This is a genomic window from Marinobacterium iners DSM 11526 (assembly GCF_900107855.1).
Lineage (GTDB): Bacteria > Pseudomonadota > Gammaproteobacteria > Pseudomonadales > Balneatricaceae > Marinobacterium > Marinobacterium iners.
Genome location: NZ_FNRJ01000012.1, coordinates 39,881 through 55,667, shown reverse-complemented (window position 1 = coordinate 55,667; position 15,787 = coordinate 39,881). Strand labels below are relative to the sequence as shown.

Sequence of the window (15,787 nt, the reverse complement as noted above, 5' to 3'; positions counted from 1 at the left end):
GAACAGATCACTTTTCAATTGACCTGCACTGGCAGTGTGATACCGTACTAGTACATGAATACAACCCACTTGAATGAGCTGCTCGATCACCTGCTGCAAATGCGGAATCGGGACTCCCTTGAAGAAGCCCTGCGCGACCTGCTGACTCCGGCTGAACTGACCGAGGTCTGCAACCGGCTGCAGATTCTGCGCATGCTGGAAGCCGGCGTGCCGCAGCGGGAGATTGCCAAGCAGCTCGGCGTCGGTATCGCCACCGTCACTCGCGGGGCGCGCGCCCTGAAGATCAAACAGCAACAGAGGCTAACATGAGCCAGAAACCGGCCCGCATAACACTGCCGCGCAAGCCACATTACGTCACACTGGCGGCAGACATCGACTTCTTTGGTCTGTTCAAGAAGATTGAGAAACGCTTCGACAACTGCTTCATGCTGGAGTCACTGGGCGAAGAGAGCTTCATCTCGCGCCACTCCATCATCGGCTTTGATCCGGAGCAGATCCTCTGGGCCACCGAAGGCGAGTTGCATGTGCAGGGCCGCGACGGTGAAGTACAAAGCTACGCCAGTGACAACCCCTACTATCTGCTGCGCGAGATCGTGCCGCAGAACATCATCTCGCGGAAGTATGCCGGCGGCCTGACCGGCTATATCGGCTACGACTGCATGAACTACTTTGAGCCAAGCCTGAACCTGCAGCACAGCGACATGTTCGATGTGTTCCGTTTCGGCGTGTTCAAGGATGGTCTGATTCTCGACAAAATGACCGGCGAGGTCATCTATTTCCACTATGATGACAGCCGCATGGCGATGATCGAGCAGATTCTGGCCGAACCTGCAGTGGAAAACGGCCCGCTGACGGTGACGCCCATGGGCGAAACCATGACCCAGGCCGAGCATGCCGCTGCGGTGATGAAGGTGAAGCAGGACATCATCGACGGCAAGATTTTCCAGTGCGAGGTGGGCTTCAAGAAGCGCTTCCGTCTGGAAGGCGACAGCATCAACCTGTACGAACAGTTGCGCGAGGTGAATCCCTCGCCGCAGATGTACTACGTCAAATTCGGCGAGCAGAAGCTGATCGGCGCCAGCCCGGAACTGCTGTTCCGTCTGCGTCAGGGCGAAATGGAAACCTTCCCGCTGGCCGGTACCACCAAGCGTGGTGCCAACGCGGTGGAAGACACCCAATACGCCCGTGCTCTGCTGAACGATCCGAAAGAGATCGCCGAGCACAACATGATCGTGGACCTGCACCGCAACGACATAGGCCGCGTGGCCCGCTTCGGCACGGTAAAGGTACGCAGCCTGATGGATATCAAGCGGTTCAGCCACGTGCAGCACATCTCCAGCGAGATCGTCGGCATTATTTCTGAAGATCACGACATGTTCTCGGCGCTGGCCAGCAACTTCCCTGCCGGAACTCTGACCGGTGCGCCCAAGATCGAGGCGATGAAGATCATTGATGATCTGGAATCGGACGGCCGTGGTCCTTACGGCGGTGCTGTCGGCCACTTCTCGTTCAACGGTGACTGTACCTTCGCCATCCCGATCCGCACCGTGTTCGCCAACGGCGAGAACGCCTACGTGCAGACCTGTGGCGGCAACGTCTATGACTCCAACCCGGAGGACGAATACGAAGAGATTCGGCGCAAGTTCGCCGGCACCAAGAAGGTTCTGGACCAGTTTATTGCGGAGGATGAGGCATGAAGGTCTATATCATCGACAACTACGACTCCTTCACCTACAACCTCTACCAGTATATTGGCGAGATTCTGAGCACCGAGCAGCATCAGAGGCGTCTCGACAGTTTCGAGATTGTGGTCAAGCGCAACGATGAAGTAACCCTGGCCGATCTGCGTGCCGCCGCGCCAGATCGCATTATCATCTCCCCAGGGCCGGGCTCGCCGGAAGACCCGGCCTACTTTGGCGTCTGTGCCGAGGTAATCTGCGAGCTGGGACCCCAGATCCCGTTGCTGGGAGTGTGCCTCGGCATGCAGGGCATCGTACACGTATTCGGCGGCAAGGTAGTGAAGGCACCGCTGCCAATGCACGGCAAGATCAGCCCGATCCGTCACACCGCGGAAGGCGTGTTCGCCAATACCCCGGATCAGCTGGAGATCATGCGCTATCACTCGCTGATGGCCGAGGCGGAAAGCCTGCCGGAGTGTCTGGATGTGACCGCTGTGGTGGGCGACCTGCCTGTGGACAGTTTCACCGACCACGCCCACATCCATCAGGGCGGAGACTTCGAGATCATGGGGGTTCGCCACCGTGAACATCCGATCCACGGCATCCAGTTCCACCCGGAATCCTTCGCCACCGAAGGCGGCAAAGAACTGATCGCCAACTTCCTGTTTCAGGCCTGATACACAGGAGGCGGCCTTTCAGGTCGCCTCAACTCATTCGGGCCCTGCGATAATTTCAACCATTTTCGCAGCATTGAAATAGCGACGAGCTGCTGCATTGACCTGTTCGAGCCCCGCCTCGGTATATTCCTGATTGCGAATGATCCACGACTCCATCGTGGTGCCTTCCGCCAACTGCCGCGGCAGCAAGCCAAGAATCGTTTGATCATTATTCAATGCTCGACGCCGCTCGCTCAGAATCGTCCGCTTGGCCAAATCCAGTTCGTGCTGGGTAATACCAAACTCGGCTATACGAGCTACCTCTTCTTTTACAATGTTCGCCAAGCGCTCACCCTGCCCTGCGGTAAAATCTCCGTGGATGCTGACAAAGGCATGGTCACCTGTCGTCGGCACTCGAATGGATGAGCGCAGGTCATATGTGAGCTGCTCCTGTTCACGCAAGCGCTTGCCCAAACGCGAAGCCAGCGGATGCCGACCCAAGATATGCTCGACCAGGAAAATTTCCGCATCCTCTTCCGTATCACTATTGGCGGCAAAATAGATGCGCCCAAGATAGTGACCGCCCGTTGAACCAGCATCTACTTCTCGCCGCACAGGTGGTTGATCACGATGCATGGCAAGAATTCGCTGATAGGGTGCCAAACTCATCCAGCTGCCCCAAAGGGTGTCCAGCGTCGCTGTTATCTGTGCTGAATCAAAATCCCCACTCAAGGCGATCTCACCATGCTGAGCACCATAAAAGTCCTGATGAAAACGCACCACATCATCTCGGGTAACTGCGTCAAGAGCCGCGATCATCTCTTCAGGCTCAAGATAGCGCCGGATATCACCTTGAGGATAGTCAGTTTCAGTCTGGCGGCGCAGCTCCACAAGGGCCACTTCTGCAGGATTGTCGGACGGTGTTTGCAACGCCTGCCTTTGCTGCCGTTTGACCAGTTCGAATTCATGCTGCGGAAACGAGGGCTTCTGCAAAACTTCAGCGATTAACTGCAACAATTCCGCCAGGTTCTCTGCCGGGCTGACAAAGCGTACAACCAGCATGCCGCCCTGAGGTACAACCGAAAACCCCGCTCCCAGCTGATTTGTGCGATCGACTACATCCTGATAGCTCCGGTTATGCGTACCCCGCATCAGCAACAAACCGGTCAGCCTGGATACCGCCTGCGTACCCCGCAGGCTGCCCTGGTCTCCAAAGCGCAGATTCAGCTGACCACTTACCATGCCTGAGGTCCCGGGCAGTGGGCGCAAGGCTACTTTCATGCCATTGCTCAATTCATCACGCTGAATACTGTGTTCTATTGACCTGATGTGGGCATTGAATTCATCCAGATCGGGCAGCTCACCCGACAACGTCGTTACAACACCATCGGGAACGGAAGGCTGCGGGCGGGCTATTGAAGCTACCGTTGTGTCTCCATCACTCAACAGGGCACGGACTTTACTCAGCCAACCTCTACCCTCGTTTTCCTGCTCGGTAAGCAGATAGCCCATAACCGGTTTCTTGTTCGCCAGCAGCGACTCAATCTTTGCCTGTACCTGCTGCAGCTCCAGTGCGTCAATCCGGGCTAGTCTCCGTAATTGAAGCTGCCAGTCCCCCAACGCTGCTGACTCAGACAATATGTCTGACAGGCTGGCAGGGTCATTCATGATCAAACCTTTCAGCGAGCGCATACTGGCCTGGGCGCGCGCCAGCTCATCTGCTGTAACCGGCTGCTCAAGCAATGCTTCCAGCTGTGCCGTAAACATCAGCTGTACCACCTGATGTGACTGCCCTTTTGCCAATGTGGCCCCAACCATGAATTGCCCTCCCTGCCGAAACAGCTGCGGCAATGCAAAAACCGACTGCACCTTTCCCGGCACCACCAGTGACCGATAAAGCCTGCCATGGGGCTCACCAGCCAATACATCGGCCAGAACCGCCAGCATCGCGTTGTGCTCATCCAAGCTAGACGGCAACCCATACCCCAGTGCAAACACGTTAAGGTTCCCCTGATACACTCGCGCCTTGCCTTGGCCATAATGAAGGCTTGGCAGTTTGGGTACATTAATAGCGTGCGAAGACGGACTGATTGTCGCAAAGTGCTCAGTAATCGATGCCAGCGCTGGCTCAATCTCAAAGCCACCTGTCAGCACCAGTACCGTATTGTTGGGATGATAGTAGTGAGCATGAAATTGCCGCAGATCTTCGGGAGTCAGTCTGCGCAACTCATCGTAGCGGCCAAGAACGGAACGCCCATAGGCCTGTCCGCTCCAGGCCTGCGCCGACATCTGCGCTCCCAGCATCGCAAGCGGATCATTTTGAGCGCGAGCGATTTCCTGCCTGATCACGTCCAGTTCAGCGCTCATATCTGCCTCAGAGAAGACCGGGCTGTCCATACGCTCAGCTTCCAGGTTCAGAAGAAAGTCCAGCTTCGCTTGGTCAGCAGAAAACATGGCAGAATAACGCGTACGGTCAAAGCTCGTCGTAGCGTTGAATTGAATCCCCCGTTCTCGTAACCCAGTCAGAAGTTGCTCCCCGGTGCGCTGTGCAGTCCCCTTGAACATCATGTGCTCAAGAAAATGTGCCATCCCCCCAAACTGATCAGGATCGGCCAGGCTGCCTGTGAGATAAACCAGATCGACATGGATCACTCCTTGGGTCGCATCAGGAGCCAGCAGGATACTCATACCGTTTTCCAGACGGTACTCTGTTATACCCTCCCAACTTTTCATCCGCTCGGGTAACGCTGCAGCCTGTACAGCATGAACAGACAGCGTTAATGCAAACAAAGCGATATAACGAAACATTAGTCAGTCCTTATGACAATTATGCAACCTCGGCAGTACCCAAACGGATATGCTCTGTTACCTGCCCATCCTCTAGGGAAACGCGAATTCAACGACACCCGCCTATGCAGCCTGAAGGTATTCTTGGAACACCATTTCGGGTTGCCTGAACAGCAAGTTATGTTTTGGATTATTTGGTGCCTCCATAGCGTAACGTCAGCATCCCTAAAACCGTAGTCAATACACAAAATAAATGATATTTATTATCATTTAAATCTATACCATGGTCTCGTGCTTCCTTTCTTGGTGTTTCAGCTTAGATAGTCGTGAACCGCACAACGGTAGTAATATCAAACCTCAATTCACCCTGAACAACATTGGAGCGTTGCAGATGAGCATAACCCTGGCCCCGACCCTGACACTGGCCAACGGTGTCGAGATGCCCCAGCTGGGCCTCGGCACTTGGCCGATGAACGATGCCGAAGCCGCCGAAACGGTTACCACCGCATTGGAGCTGGGCTACCGCCTGATCGACACCGCCGAGAACTACCAGAACGAGCGTGGTGTGGGTCTGGGCATTCGCAACGCTTCTGTGCCGCGTGATCAGGTATTCGTAACCACCAAGTTCAACCGCGAGTGGCACGGCTTTGAGGGCGCCAAAGACGCCTGCGAGGCGAGTCTGAAACGGCTGGAGCTGGACTATATCGACCTGCTGCTGATCCATTGGCCCAACCCGGATCAGGATCGTTTCGTGGAAGCCTATCTGGGACTGCTTAATCTATTGGATCGCGGACTGGTGCGTGCCATCGGCACCTCGAACTTCAAGCCGGCTCATCTGCAACGACTGCTGGATCTGGGTCTGAAGCCACACCTGAACCAGATCCAGCTTGACCCCTATCATCGTCGTGATGACCTGATTGCGCTGCACCAGCGCCACGGTATCGTCACTGAGTCCTGGCGCCCACTGGGCTGTGGCAATGCCATGTTGGCAGACCCCGTCATTCTTGCCATCGCGGAGCAACACCAGCGGACACCCGCCCAGATCGTGCTGCGCTGGGCAGTTCAGCAGGGCTTTGCTACCGCAACCAAGTCATCCAATCCACAGCGCATGGCCGACAATCTGAACATTTTTGACTTCAGCCTGAGTGCCGAAGAGATGTCCAGCTTGAACAGCCTCGGTCGCGATGATCCGGATATGCTGGATGCGGATCAATTCGGGCATTGATAGCTGCATGTCCTGCATGGCTCTGTTTAGGTATGCTTGGCGTTCACACTAGATAAATAGGCTATCTCCACATACCGGATAGCCTGTTTCAGGGCCGGGTAGATAACAGACGTGGAACTTCGCCAGCTTAAATACTTCCTGAAAGTCGTCGAGTGCGGCAGCCTGGGCAGAGCCGCTCTGGAGCTGGATATCGGCACTTCAGCCCTGAGCCAGCAAATTTCCAAGCTGGAGAGTGAGCTGGCAACACGTCTGCTGAACCGGACGTCCACCGGTGCCCTGCCCACTAGTGCCGGCATCGCCTTCATGCACCATGCGCAGCTTGCTCTGCGCCAGACAGAGCAAGCGGTTATCGCCGCTCAGAAAGAACGTACCAGCGGGTACGTCAGTATCGGCTTGCCGCCCACCACTGCCACAGTGTTGGCACTGCCACTGATTCAAGCAATGAATGAGCGTTATCCCCACATTCAACTTCACATTGTGGAAACACTCTCCGGTCATTTGGCCAATATGCTGAATGCGCGCCAGCTGGATCTTGCCTTGGTGTTTCATGCAGACAGCGCACATCGTTGGAGTACTCGAGCCCTGCTTGATGAAGACCTGTTTCTGATTGCGTCGCCCTCTGCGGTGGATGCCTGCTTTGAGCTGCAATCTGTCCAAATCAAGGATCTGGCGGACGTTAAACTGATTATGCCCAGCGGGTTGCATGGCTTGCGCACCAACCTGATGGCGGCATTCGAGCGCTTTAACATCCAGCCCAATATCATTATGGAGATTGATGGATTAACCCTGCTGATGGATGCCGTACGTCAAGGTTATGGCGCCACCATTCAGCCCGGGACTGCAGCTGCGCGCCTTGGCGAGAGCGGACTGCGCATTCGGCGCATCGAAGACAAACATGTCATTCGTCGCAACTTTCTTGTCAGCCTGCCAGACGATGACCTTTCCCCCAGTGCGCTGGCTACACGTGTGGTAATAGCCAAAGTGGCCAAGGATTTGGTGAAAAACAATATCTGGCCCGGTGCACACTGGATCGGATAACCCTATACAAAGTGTTTAATTATTCTAAACACCTACCTGCCAAACCCACCTGTCGACCCTCCGATTGACACAATAGAGTTGCTCCCATGCCCTGAAAAGCCATGCGGCTTCTCATGTCACAGGAGAACTTATGATCGATGTTCTGATAATTGGTGGTGGTAACGCTGCTCTATGCGCCGCCCTAATGGCGCGTGAAGCCGGAGCCAGCGTCATGCTGCTCGAGGCCTCACCCCGTGAGTGGCGTGGTGGCAACTCGCAGCACACCCGTAATCTCAGATGTATGCACGAAGCCCCCCAGGATGTCCTGGTTGATGCTTACCCGGAAGAAGAGTACTGGCAGGACCTGCTGAAAGTCACCGGCGGCAAGACCAACGAAGAACTGGCACGCCTGGTCATTCGCGAGTCATCAAGCTGTCGTGATTGGATGCGTCAGCACGGCGTTCATTTCCAGCCGCCGCTTTCAGGTGCACTGCATGTTGCACGTACCAACGCCTTTTTCATGGGTGGCGGCAAGGCGCTGGTCAACGCCTATTACCGCAGTGCCGAGCAGCTGGGCGTACAGATTCGTTACGATACTCCGGTTGAAGACCTGGAAATTCGTGATGGACGCTTTGTCGCAGCGTTGGTGCCTGAACGTGAAGTCAACGGCACCCGGTTGGCTGCGGAACGCATTGAAGCAAAAAGCTGCGTAATGGCCGCTGGCGGGTTCGAGTCCAACCGTGAGTGGTTGCGTGAAGCCTGGGGACAGAATGAGCGCGGCGAGTACCCGTCTGACAATTTCCTCATTCGCGGCACCCGCTTCAACAACGGCACCCTGCTCAAGCGCATGATCGATCTTGGCGCCGATAGCATCGGCGACCCGACGCAGGCACACATGGTCGCCATCGATGCACGTGCTCCCCTCTATGATGGCGGCATCTGCACCCGAATCGACTGCGTCTCCCTCGGTGTTGTAGTCAATAAGGAAGGCGAGCGTTTCTACGATGAAGGTGAAGACTTCTGGCCCAAACGGTATGCCATTTGGGGACGCCTGGTCGCTCAGCAGCCCGGTCAAATCGGTTACTCCATTATCGACAGCAAAGCGGTCGGCAACTTCATGCCCCCGGTGTTCCCCGGCAACAAGGCTGATTCACTGGAGGAGCTGGCTGACCAGCTCGGTCTGCCTCGTGAAATCTTTATGCGTACCCTTCAGGATTACAACCGGGCCTGCCGCCCCGGCACCTTCAACCATACCGAACTGGATGACTGTGTTACCGAAGGCGTTACTCCGGCCAAAACCCACTGGGCGCGGCCCATTGATACCCCACCATTTTACGGCTATGCACTCAGACCCGGGGTGACCTTTACCTATCTGGGCCTCAAGACCGATGACACTGCCGCCGTTCGTTTTGACGACCAACCCAGCGACAACCTGTTCGTGGCTGGCGAAATGATGGCGGGCAATGTGCTCGGCAAGGGCTACACCGCTGGGGTAGGCATGTCGATCGGCACGGCTTTTGGTCGCATCGCAGGTCGAAATGCAGCCTTGGCCAGTCTGGGCAGACAACCTGCCTCGGCTGCCTGAATACGTGACCGCTCAAGAATAAGTGAACTTGTCATGAATGCCGAAAGTAACCTGATTCCACTCCTGAATACCGACGAAGAAGAAGTCAACCGACAGCTGCAGATCTGTAACGCCTGTCGTTATTGTGAAGGCTACTGTGCCGTTTTCCCCGCCATGACCCAGCGACTGGAGTTTGGCAAGGCCGATATCCATTATCTGGCCAATCTGTGTCATAACTGCGGCGCTTGTCTACACGCATGCCAGTATGCTGACCCGCATGAGTTTGGCGTCAATATTCCCAAGTCCATGGCCAAGGTACGTCTGCAAACCTATAGCGATTATGCCTGGCCACGCAAACTGGGGGCGCTCTACCAGCGCAACGGTCTGACACTGGCTCTATCCAGCGCACTCGCACTGGGCCTTTTCCTGGTTCTGACACTGCTGGTCCAGGGTAGCTTGTTCAGCCAGATTGAAGGTGGCGATTTTTATCAGATTTTTCCGCACAACACTCTGGTCGCCATGTTTGGCTCGGTGTTCGGGTTTTCCACCCTGGCGCTGATACTGGGTGTGGTTCACTTCTGGCGCAAGGTTGCTCCGGGGGAGAAACAAGTGCAAGAAGCCGTACCTGCCATGATACAGACCGGCAAGGCGGCGCTGACACTGAAATACCTGGATGGTGGCCACGGTCAGGGATGCAACAATGAGGACGATGCCTTCACCCTGGCCCGCCGTCGCTTCCATCACTTGACCTTCTACGGCTTCATGCTCTGCTTTGCGGCCACCTCAGTGGCAACCCTGTACCACTACGTCATGGGCTGGGAGGCACCCTATCCCATTTTCAGTGTGCCGGTCATACTGGGCATCGTTGGAGGCATCGGCCTGCTGATCGGCCCGGCGGGGTTGTTTTACCTGAACTACAAGCGCCATCCGGAGCACGGCGACCAGGCCCAGCGTCCTATGGATCGCGGCTTTATCATGCTGCTGTTTATGATCAGCCTGACCGGACTGCTGCTGCTGGGGTTCAGAGAAACCACACTGATGCCACTCATGCTGGCGCTGCATCTGGGCTTTGTCATGGCCTTCTTCCTGACCATGCCCTACAGCAAATTTGCACATGGCTTCTACCGCTCTGCCGCACTGTTCAAGTCTTACCTTGAAACTCGAAAAAACAATAACTCCAAGCACTGAATAAAAACTGTCACTCGAACAACAGCGAGGATCAAAAAATGAAAATTAAAACAAAACTGGCCGTAGCGACCACCTCACTGCTCATCGGTTTAACCAGCACACCGGTCATGGCAGCCGACCCTTTGATTGCCGGCAAAGTCGATTGTATTGCACCAGCGGGCCCCGGCGGCGGCTGGGATTTCACCTGCCGTAGCATCGGTCGCCTGCTGAACAGTTTCACCAACGGCGAGATCACGGTACAAACGTTGAACATGCCAGGCGCAGGTGGTGGCGTCGGATTTGCTCATGTCATCACCAAGCGCAGCGATGATGCCAAGGTACTCGCCGCCGCCAGTACCGCCACAACCGCTCGCCTGGCACAAAACCAGTTCCCGGGCATGAAGTCGGATATGGTGCGCTGGATCGGTGCCATTGGTACAGATCCCGGCATTATTGCCGTGAATCAGACATCAGAGATTGACTCTCTGGAAACACTCATCAGCAAACTGAAACAGGACCCCAGTTCAGTGACGTTTGCCGGTGCCAGTGCCATTGGTGGTTGGGACCACCTCAAGATTCTCATGACCGCACACGCTGCCGGTGTTTCCGACCTGAAGCGCATCAAATACCTCTCCTACAACAATGGTGGTACAGCCGTTACCCAAGTGGTCGGCGGCCATATCGATGTGTTGGTCGGCGTTGCCTCGTCCTCCAAAGGGTTCATTGAATCCGGCGACCTCAAACCACTGGCTGTGTTGGGACGTGACCACTTGAGCCCGCCTTTGGACAAAATCCCGACCTCCTACGAGCTGGGCGTTGATGTAGAAGCCAGCAACTGGCGCGGTTTCTATATGCCCAAAAACGTGTCTGAGAAAGAGTACCAGTGGTGGGTCGACACGCTAAAAGCGGCCAGCCAAACCGATGAGTGGAAAGAGGCCATGGTGCAAAACGGCCTGGAACCGTTCAGTCTGTTCGGTGAAGAGTTTGATCAGTTCGTGAACCAGCAGGTCAATTCTCTGAACCTTATTTCCAAAGACATCGGGATCATCAAATGATAAATCTGGACCGCATTTTGGGTCTGGTATTGCTGACCCTGGCCGTTGCGTACGGCTGGGGCGCATTCAACTTTCCGGTCGCTTTTGCCGGGCCGGAAAGTGTCGGACCCGCAACCTTTCCAAAAATATTGGCATTCATAGTCGGAGCCTGCAGCCTTTACATGCTGGTCAAACCCGACTCTCTGGAAGAAGGTGAAGGTTTCGAGTACAAGGCATTGCCGGAACTACTCCTGGTCCTCGCCGTGCTGGTGCTGTACGTATTCATGATGGAGCCGCTCGGTTTTGTCCTGTCGACAGCGATCATGGTTGCCGTTTTGTGCTGGCGTATGGGGGTTAAGCCGTTGTATGCAGGCGTGACCGGCATTGTCAGCAGCACACTGGTATTTCTGTTATTCCACTTTGGGCTGGCACTGCCGCTGCCCATTGGGCCTTGGGAGGTATAATGGAAACTCTGGGTTTGTTGATGGATGGTTTCAATACGGCTTTGAGCCTTGAAAACTTCCTTTACGCACTACTCGGGTGCTTTATCGGCACTCTTATCGGCGCCTTGCCGGGTCTGGGGCCAGCCAACGGCGTGGCCATCATGATTCCGCTGGCGTTCACGCTCGGCCTGCCACCGGAAACCGCCTTGATCATGCTAACCTCCGTGTACGCTGGGGCGATGTATGGCGGGCGCATCTCCTCAATTCTGCTCAATATCCCGGGCGATGAGCCTGCCATGATGACCTGTCTGGACGGCTATCCGATGGCACGTCAGGGCAAGGCCGCCGAAGCCTTGGCGCTCTCGGCACTGGCCTCGTTTATTGGCAGTTTGGTTGCCACTATCGGCCTTATTTTCCTGGCTCCTGTATTGGCGCGATTCGCACTCAGTTTCGGTGCTGCGGAATACTTTGCTCTCTTTGTACTCGCGTTCGCGACCCTGGGCGGCGTTACAGGCAAGAATCCGGTTAAATCAGCACTGGCCGCCGGTATTGGACTGGCCATCGCGACCGTGGGTATTGACCTTTCCACGGGTACTCAGCGTTATACATTCGATGTACTGGAGCTCTTTGAAGGCATCGACTTCATCGTCGCAATTGTTGGTTTGTTTGCTGTATCCGAGCTGCTGCTGTTTATCGAAGCACATCAGGGGTCCACACCCCGCAGCGAGGTCAAAATGAACCCGCTGCGTCTGAGCTTCGCAAGCGTAGTACAAATACTGCCAACCTCTTTGCGTGGCGGTGTTCTTGGCTTTATCGCCGGCGTTCTGCCGGGTGCCGGTGCATCTCTGGGCAGCTTTGTCAGCTACACGCTGGAAAAACGGATTGTAGGTTCCAAAGGCTATTTCGGTGAGGGAGATCCCCGCGGGATTGCAGCTCCCGAGGCAGGAAATAACGGTGCCGCTTCCGGTGCGCTGGTTCCCATGCTCACGCTGGGCATTCCCGGCAGTGCAACCACCGCGGTTTTGCTGGCCATGCTGGTATCGTTCAATATCACGCCTGGCCCACTGATGTTCACCCAGAATGCCGACATCGTCTGGGGTGTCATCGCAGCGTTGCTGCTGGGTAATATTCTGCTCCTGCTGCTGAATATCCCTTTAGTAGGCATTTTTGTGCGTTTGCTGTCGATACCTCCGCGTTATCTGCTGCCTATCGTCACCATGGTGGCTTTTGTCGGCGTCTACGCCATCAGTCGTTCGGCGTTCGATCTTTGCTTCATGATCGCCTTTGGCGTCATGGGCTACATTTTCCGCAAGGCAGAAATCCCGCTGGTGCCGATTATTCTTGGCATGTTATTGGGGCCCGAAATGGAGAAAAACCTGCGTCATGTAATGCAGATTCACGATGGTGACTGGACCATGCTATGGGACAGCAGTCTGTCTATTGGACTCTGGTGCATCGCGCTTGCGGGACTTATTTTACCGGCAATTATTGGACCCATTCTCCGGGTTCGTATGCGGCGTACCGCTGACTGAAACATCAACCTATAACGACAGGGGGCCATACAATGCCCCCTTTTTCTTTATGCCGCCGCAGCAGCAATCGAGGCCAGACAACACGATTTAACCCACCTTCGTCGCCGCCTTTCTCTTTTGGCCTGTTAATTGCTGTATGCCTCACAGGCAACGGCTAACAGATCGCCAGCTGCACTTTCACAGGGCACGGCTGACGCTCCATGCCGAAAGAGCACCAAAGGTGCACATACCGCGCACGCATCAGCACCATCAGAGTGCGTCGCTTCTGCATGATAGGCAGGTCAGGCTATGACGATGGATTGGAAATCGTATGACCCGAACGGGTATTTTGATGAACTGGTAGGCCGAAATGGCAGCATTCGCCCCCCTGCACGGCAACTGATCCACTACCTTGAGTCCCTTCCTCCTGAAGAGATCGAATCGCGCCGCCAGATGGCGGAGGCCACCATTCAGGAGATGGGTGTCAGCTTCACGGTTTATACCGAGGAAGGCAACATCGACCGTGCCTGGCCGTTCGACATCGTGCCCCGCACCATTTCGGCGAAACAGTGGCGTACCACCGCCGCCGGGCTGGAACAACGCCTCAAGGCACTGAACCTCTTCATCAATGATCTCTACCATGAACAGCAGGTCCTGAAGGACGGCATCATTCCAGCCGAGATCATCACCGAGTCGCGCAACTTTCGACCCGAGTGCATCGGTATCACACCACCACTTGGTGTGTGGGCGCATATCTGCGGTACCGATCTGGTGCGTGACGGTGACGGCGAGTTCTACGTGCTGGAAGACAACCTGCGCGTGCCATCTGGCGTGTCTTACATGCTGGAGAATCGCGCCATCACCAAACGCGTCCTGCCCGAATTGTTCGAGAAGGACGATATCCTGCCCATCGACGGTTACTGTGCCAGCCTGTTCGACATGTTGGCGTCCCTGTCGCCCCGGGATGTCCGCAAGCCCGTCATCGTGGTGTTGACCCCCGGCATCTTCAACTCGGCCTACTTCGAGCACGCATTCCTTGCCCAGCAAATGGGAATCGAGCTGGTAGAAGGGTCAGACCTGATAGTCGGTGACGATGATTGTGTCTATATGAAAACGATCAGCGGCCCTGAGCGGGTAGATGTCATCTATCGCCGTATCGATGATCTGTTTCTGGACCCGTCCGTGTTCAACAAGGACTCCGTACTGGGCGTTCCCGGTTTGATGCGCGCCTGGCAGAAAGGCAAGGTCGCCCTGGCCAATGCGCCCGGTGCCGGCGTGGCCGATGACAAGGTTGTGTACGCCTACGTGCCCGAGATCATCCGCTATTACCTCAACGAAGAACCCATCATCAAGAATGTTGAAACCTTCCTGTGTGACGACCCAGAGCATCGTGCCTACGTGCTGGAGAATCTGGACAAGCTGGTAGTCAAGCCCGCCAATGAGTCCGGTGGCTACGGCATGCTGGTGGGGCCTCACTCCACCAAGAAGGAACAGGCCCAGTTCGCCAAACTGATTCAGGACAACCCACGCAACTACATCGCACAGCCCACGCTGGCACTTTCAACCGCCCCCACGCTGGTCGATAACGGCAGTCTGGAACCGCGTCATCTGGATCTGCGCCCTTTCATCCTGCAGGGACGCGACACCTACGTCACCACCGGAGGACTGACCCGCGTCGCCATGAAGAAGGGCTCACTGGTGGTGAACTCCTCTCAGGGCGGGGGAAGCAAGGATACCTGGATTGTCGATGGGGGGGAGGAATAAGCCATGCTGTCAAAAGTTGCCGAACGTCTTTACTGGGCCGCCCGCTATCTGGAGCGTGTTGAAAACACGGCCCGCCTGGTCAGTGTCTATGACAAGCTGCTGTTCGATTTGCCACGAGAGGTCGATATCAGCTGGTATTCCTTGGTCGAGCTCAACAGTGCCAGTGATCTCTTCAGTGAGCGCTACCGCATTCGTGACGAGCACAACGTGGTCAAGTTCATTCTGGCCGACGATACCAACCCCAGCTCAATGCTGTCGGCGCTGCGCATGTTGCGTGAGAACATCCGCACCAGCCGCGATGTACTGCCGGTGGAAAGCTGGGAACAGATCAACGAGCTCTACCTGTATGCCCAGAACAACATCCGTCTGGGAATCAATCGCAGCAAACGCTACGAATTTCTCGACCAAGTCGTCAGTCGCTGTCAGATGCTGTTCGGCATGCTGTCCGGCACCATGAGCCACGACGCACCTTGGCAGTTCGTCAAGCTGGGGCGTGATCTGGAGCGATCCGATATGACCACGCGCATTCTGGATGCCGGTGCCGCGGCCCTGATCGCGGCCAACGGCGATGCCAGCGTCAACCTGCGTCAGGTGGTCTGGGGTAACGTACTGCGCTCCGCCAGCGCCTATATGAGCTACCGCCGCAGCGTTCGCATGTCGGTCACCGGCCCGGACGTGGCCTGCTACCTGCTGGAAGATGCGCACTTTCCGCGTAGTGTCGAGGCCTGTCTGACCCAACTGGAGATTTCCGCCGGCAAACTGCCGCAGGGACATCACGTGGTGGAATTGATTCGTGAGATCAATCCCAGTGTCTATCCGATCACAACCGAGGCAGATCTGGGCCCGGCGTTTCGCAGCTTTCTTAACGATCTGCAGATACAGCTCTGCCAGCTCAGCAACCGGATTTCCCAGACCTGGTTTCCTGCCTGAGTCTGCACAG

13 protein-coding genes are annotated in these 15,787 nt (G+C 55.9%); 12 read left to right on the top strand and 1 reads right to left on the bottom strand.

Annotation, left to right across the window (positions count from 1 at the left end; genetic code table 11):
- The first annotated feature begins 54 nt into the window (after nt 1-54).
- Genes BLV48_RS12845 through BLV48_RS12835 form a run of 3 tightly spaced genes read left to right on the top strand, consistent with a single transcriptional unit; the run spans nt 55 to nt 2,356 of the window.
- A complete protein-coding gene (locus BLV48_RS12845; protein WP_091827196.1) occupies nt 55-309 on the top strand; it encodes a Trp family transcriptional regulator in 255 nt (84 codons plus the stop codon).
- A complete protein-coding gene (locus BLV48_RS12840) occupies nt 306-1,697 on the top strand; it encodes an anthranilate synthase component I family protein (RefSeq protein ID WP_091827195.1) in 1,392 nt (463 codons plus the stop codon). The genes BLV48_RS12845 and BLV48_RS12840 overlap by 4 nt, the downstream gene beginning before the upstream one ends.
- The gene (locus BLV48_RS12835) at nt 1,694-2,356 is read left to right on the top strand and encodes an anthranilate synthase component II (RefSeq protein WP_091827194.1); all 663 of its coding nucleotides are present in this window, start codon (nt 1,694-1,696) and stop codon (nt 2,354-2,356) included. Before BLV48_RS12840 ends, BLV48_RS12835 begins: the two co-directional genes overlap by 4 nt.
- A 33-nt stretch (nt 2,357-2,389) precedes the next feature.
- Here the strand turns inward: BLV48_RS12835 and BLV48_RS12830 are convergent, their stop codons facing one another.
- The gene (locus BLV48_RS12830) at nt 2,390-5,143 is read right to left on the bottom strand and encodes a M16 family metallopeptidase (RefSeq protein ID WP_091827193.1); all 2,754 of its coding nucleotides are present in this window, start codon (nt 5,141-5,143) and stop codon (nt 2,390-2,392) included.
- A 370-nt stretch (nt 5,144-5,513) separates the two neighbouring features.
- Here BLV48_RS12830 and BLV48_RS12825 point away from each other — a divergent pair, with 370 nt between their 5' ends.
- The 9 genes from BLV48_RS12825 to BLV48_RS12785 all read left to right on the top strand — a co-directional run bounded on the left by BLV48_RS12825 (nt 5,514) and on the right by BLV48_RS12785 (nt 15,777).
- Complete coding sequence (locus BLV48_RS12825) at nt 5,514-6,347, top strand: aldo/keto reductase (protein WP_091827192.1); 834 nt, start codon at nt 5,514-5,516, stop codon at nt 6,345-6,347.
- Between the two features lie 111 nt (nt 6,348-6,458).
- Nucleotides 6,459-7,385 carry a LysR family transcriptional regulator gene (locus BLV48_RS12820; RefSeq protein WP_091827191.1) on the top strand — a complete coding sequence of 309 codons (927 nt, stop codon included), beginning with the start codon at nt 6,459-6,461 and terminating at the stop codon, nt 7,383-7,385.
- 130 nt (nt 7,386-7,515) lie between these two features.
- On the top strand, nt 7,516-8,949 hold the full coding sequence (gene tcuA / locus BLV48_RS12815) for an FAD-dependent tricarballylate dehydrogenase TcuA (protein WP_091827190.1): 1,434 nt from the start codon (nt 7,516-7,518) through the stop codon (nt 8,947-8,949).
- A 33-nt stretch (nt 8,950-8,982) separates the two neighbouring features.
- The gene (gene tcuB, locus BLV48_RS12810; RefSeq protein ID WP_091827189.1) at nt 8,983-10,116 is read left to right on the top strand and encodes a tricarballylate utilization 4Fe-4S protein TcuB; all 1,134 of its coding nucleotides are present in this window, start codon (nt 8,983-8,985) and stop codon (nt 10,114-10,116) included.
- Between the two features lie 38 nt (nt 10,117-10,154).
- On the top strand, nt 10,155-11,150 hold the full coding sequence (locus BLV48_RS12805; protein WP_091827188.1) for a Bug family tripartite tricarboxylate transporter substrate binding protein: 996 nt from the start codon (nt 10,155-10,157) through the stop codon (nt 11,148-11,150).
- Nucleotides 11,147-11,593, top strand: a complete 447-nt coding sequence (locus tag BLV48_RS12800; RefSeq protein WP_091827187.1) for a tripartite tricarboxylate transporter TctB family protein — start codon at nt 11,147-11,149, stop codon at nt 11,591-11,593. The genes BLV48_RS12805 and BLV48_RS12800 overlap by 4 nt, the downstream gene beginning before the upstream one ends.
- A complete protein-coding gene (locus tag BLV48_RS12795; RefSeq protein ID WP_091827186.1) occupies nt 11,593-13,104 on the top strand; it encodes a tripartite tricarboxylate transporter permease in 1,512 nt (503 codons plus the stop codon). Before BLV48_RS12800 ends, BLV48_RS12795 begins: the two co-directional genes overlap by 1 nt.
- Nucleotides 13,105-13,392: 288 nt before the next feature.
- Nucleotides 13,393-14,847, top strand: a complete 1,455-nt coding sequence (locus BLV48_RS12790; protein ID WP_091827185.1) for a circularly permuted type 2 ATP-grasp protein — start codon at nt 13,393-13,395, stop codon at nt 14,845-14,847.
- A 3-nt stretch (nt 14,848-14,850) separates the two neighbouring features.
- On the top strand, nt 14,851-15,777 hold the full coding sequence (locus tag BLV48_RS12785) for an alpha-E domain-containing protein (RefSeq protein ID WP_091827184.1): 927 nt from the start codon (nt 14,851-14,853) through the stop codon (nt 15,775-15,777).
- Nucleotides 15,778-15,787: the final 10 nt, after the last annotated feature.

Bases quoted from the DNA above. Each gene is read 5' to 3' on its own strand.
- BLV48_RS12845 (WP_091827196.1), top strand. From the start codon at position 55: ATGAATACAACCCACTTGAATGAGCTGCTCGATCACCTGCTGCAAATG.
- BLV48_RS12840 (WP_091827195.1), top strand. From the start codon at position 306: ATGAGCCAGAAACCGGCCCGCATAACACTGCCGCGCAAGCCACATTAC.
- BLV48_RS12835 (WP_091827194.1), top strand. From the start codon at position 1,694: ATGAAGGTCTATATCATCGACAACTACGACTCCTTCACCTACAACCTC.
- BLV48_RS12830 (WP_091827193.1), bottom strand. From the start codon at position 5,143: ATGTTTCGTTATATCGCTTTGTTTGCATTAACGCTGTCTGTTCATGCT.
- BLV48_RS12825 (WP_091827192.1), top strand. From the start codon at position 5,514: ATGAGCATAACCCTGGCCCCGACCCTGACACTGGCCAACGGTGTCGAG.
- tcuA (WP_091827190.1), top strand. From the start codon at position 7,516: ATGATCGATGTTCTGATAATTGGTGGTGGTAACGCTGCTCTATGCGCC.
- tcuB (WP_091827189.1), top strand. From the start codon at position 8,983: ATGAATGCCGAAAGTAACCTGATTCCACTCCTGAATACCGACGAAGAA.
- BLV48_RS12805 (WP_091827188.1), top strand. From the start codon at position 10,155: ATGAAAATTAAAACAAAACTGGCCGTAGCGACCACCTCACTGCTCATC.
- BLV48_RS12800 (WP_091827187.1), top strand. From the start codon at position 11,147: ATGATAAATCTGGACCGCATTTTGGGTCTGGTATTGCTGACCCTGGCC.
- BLV48_RS12795 (WP_091827186.1), top strand. From the start codon at position 11,593: ATGGAAACTCTGGGTTTGTTGATGGATGGTTTCAATACGGCTTTGAGC.
- BLV48_RS12790 (WP_091827185.1), top strand. From the start codon at position 13,393: ATGACGATGGATTGGAAATCGTATGACCCGAACGGGTATTTTGATGAA.
- BLV48_RS12785 (WP_091827184.1), top strand. From the start codon at position 14,851: ATGCTGTCAAAAGTTGCCGAACGTCTTTACTGGGCCGCCCGCTATCTG.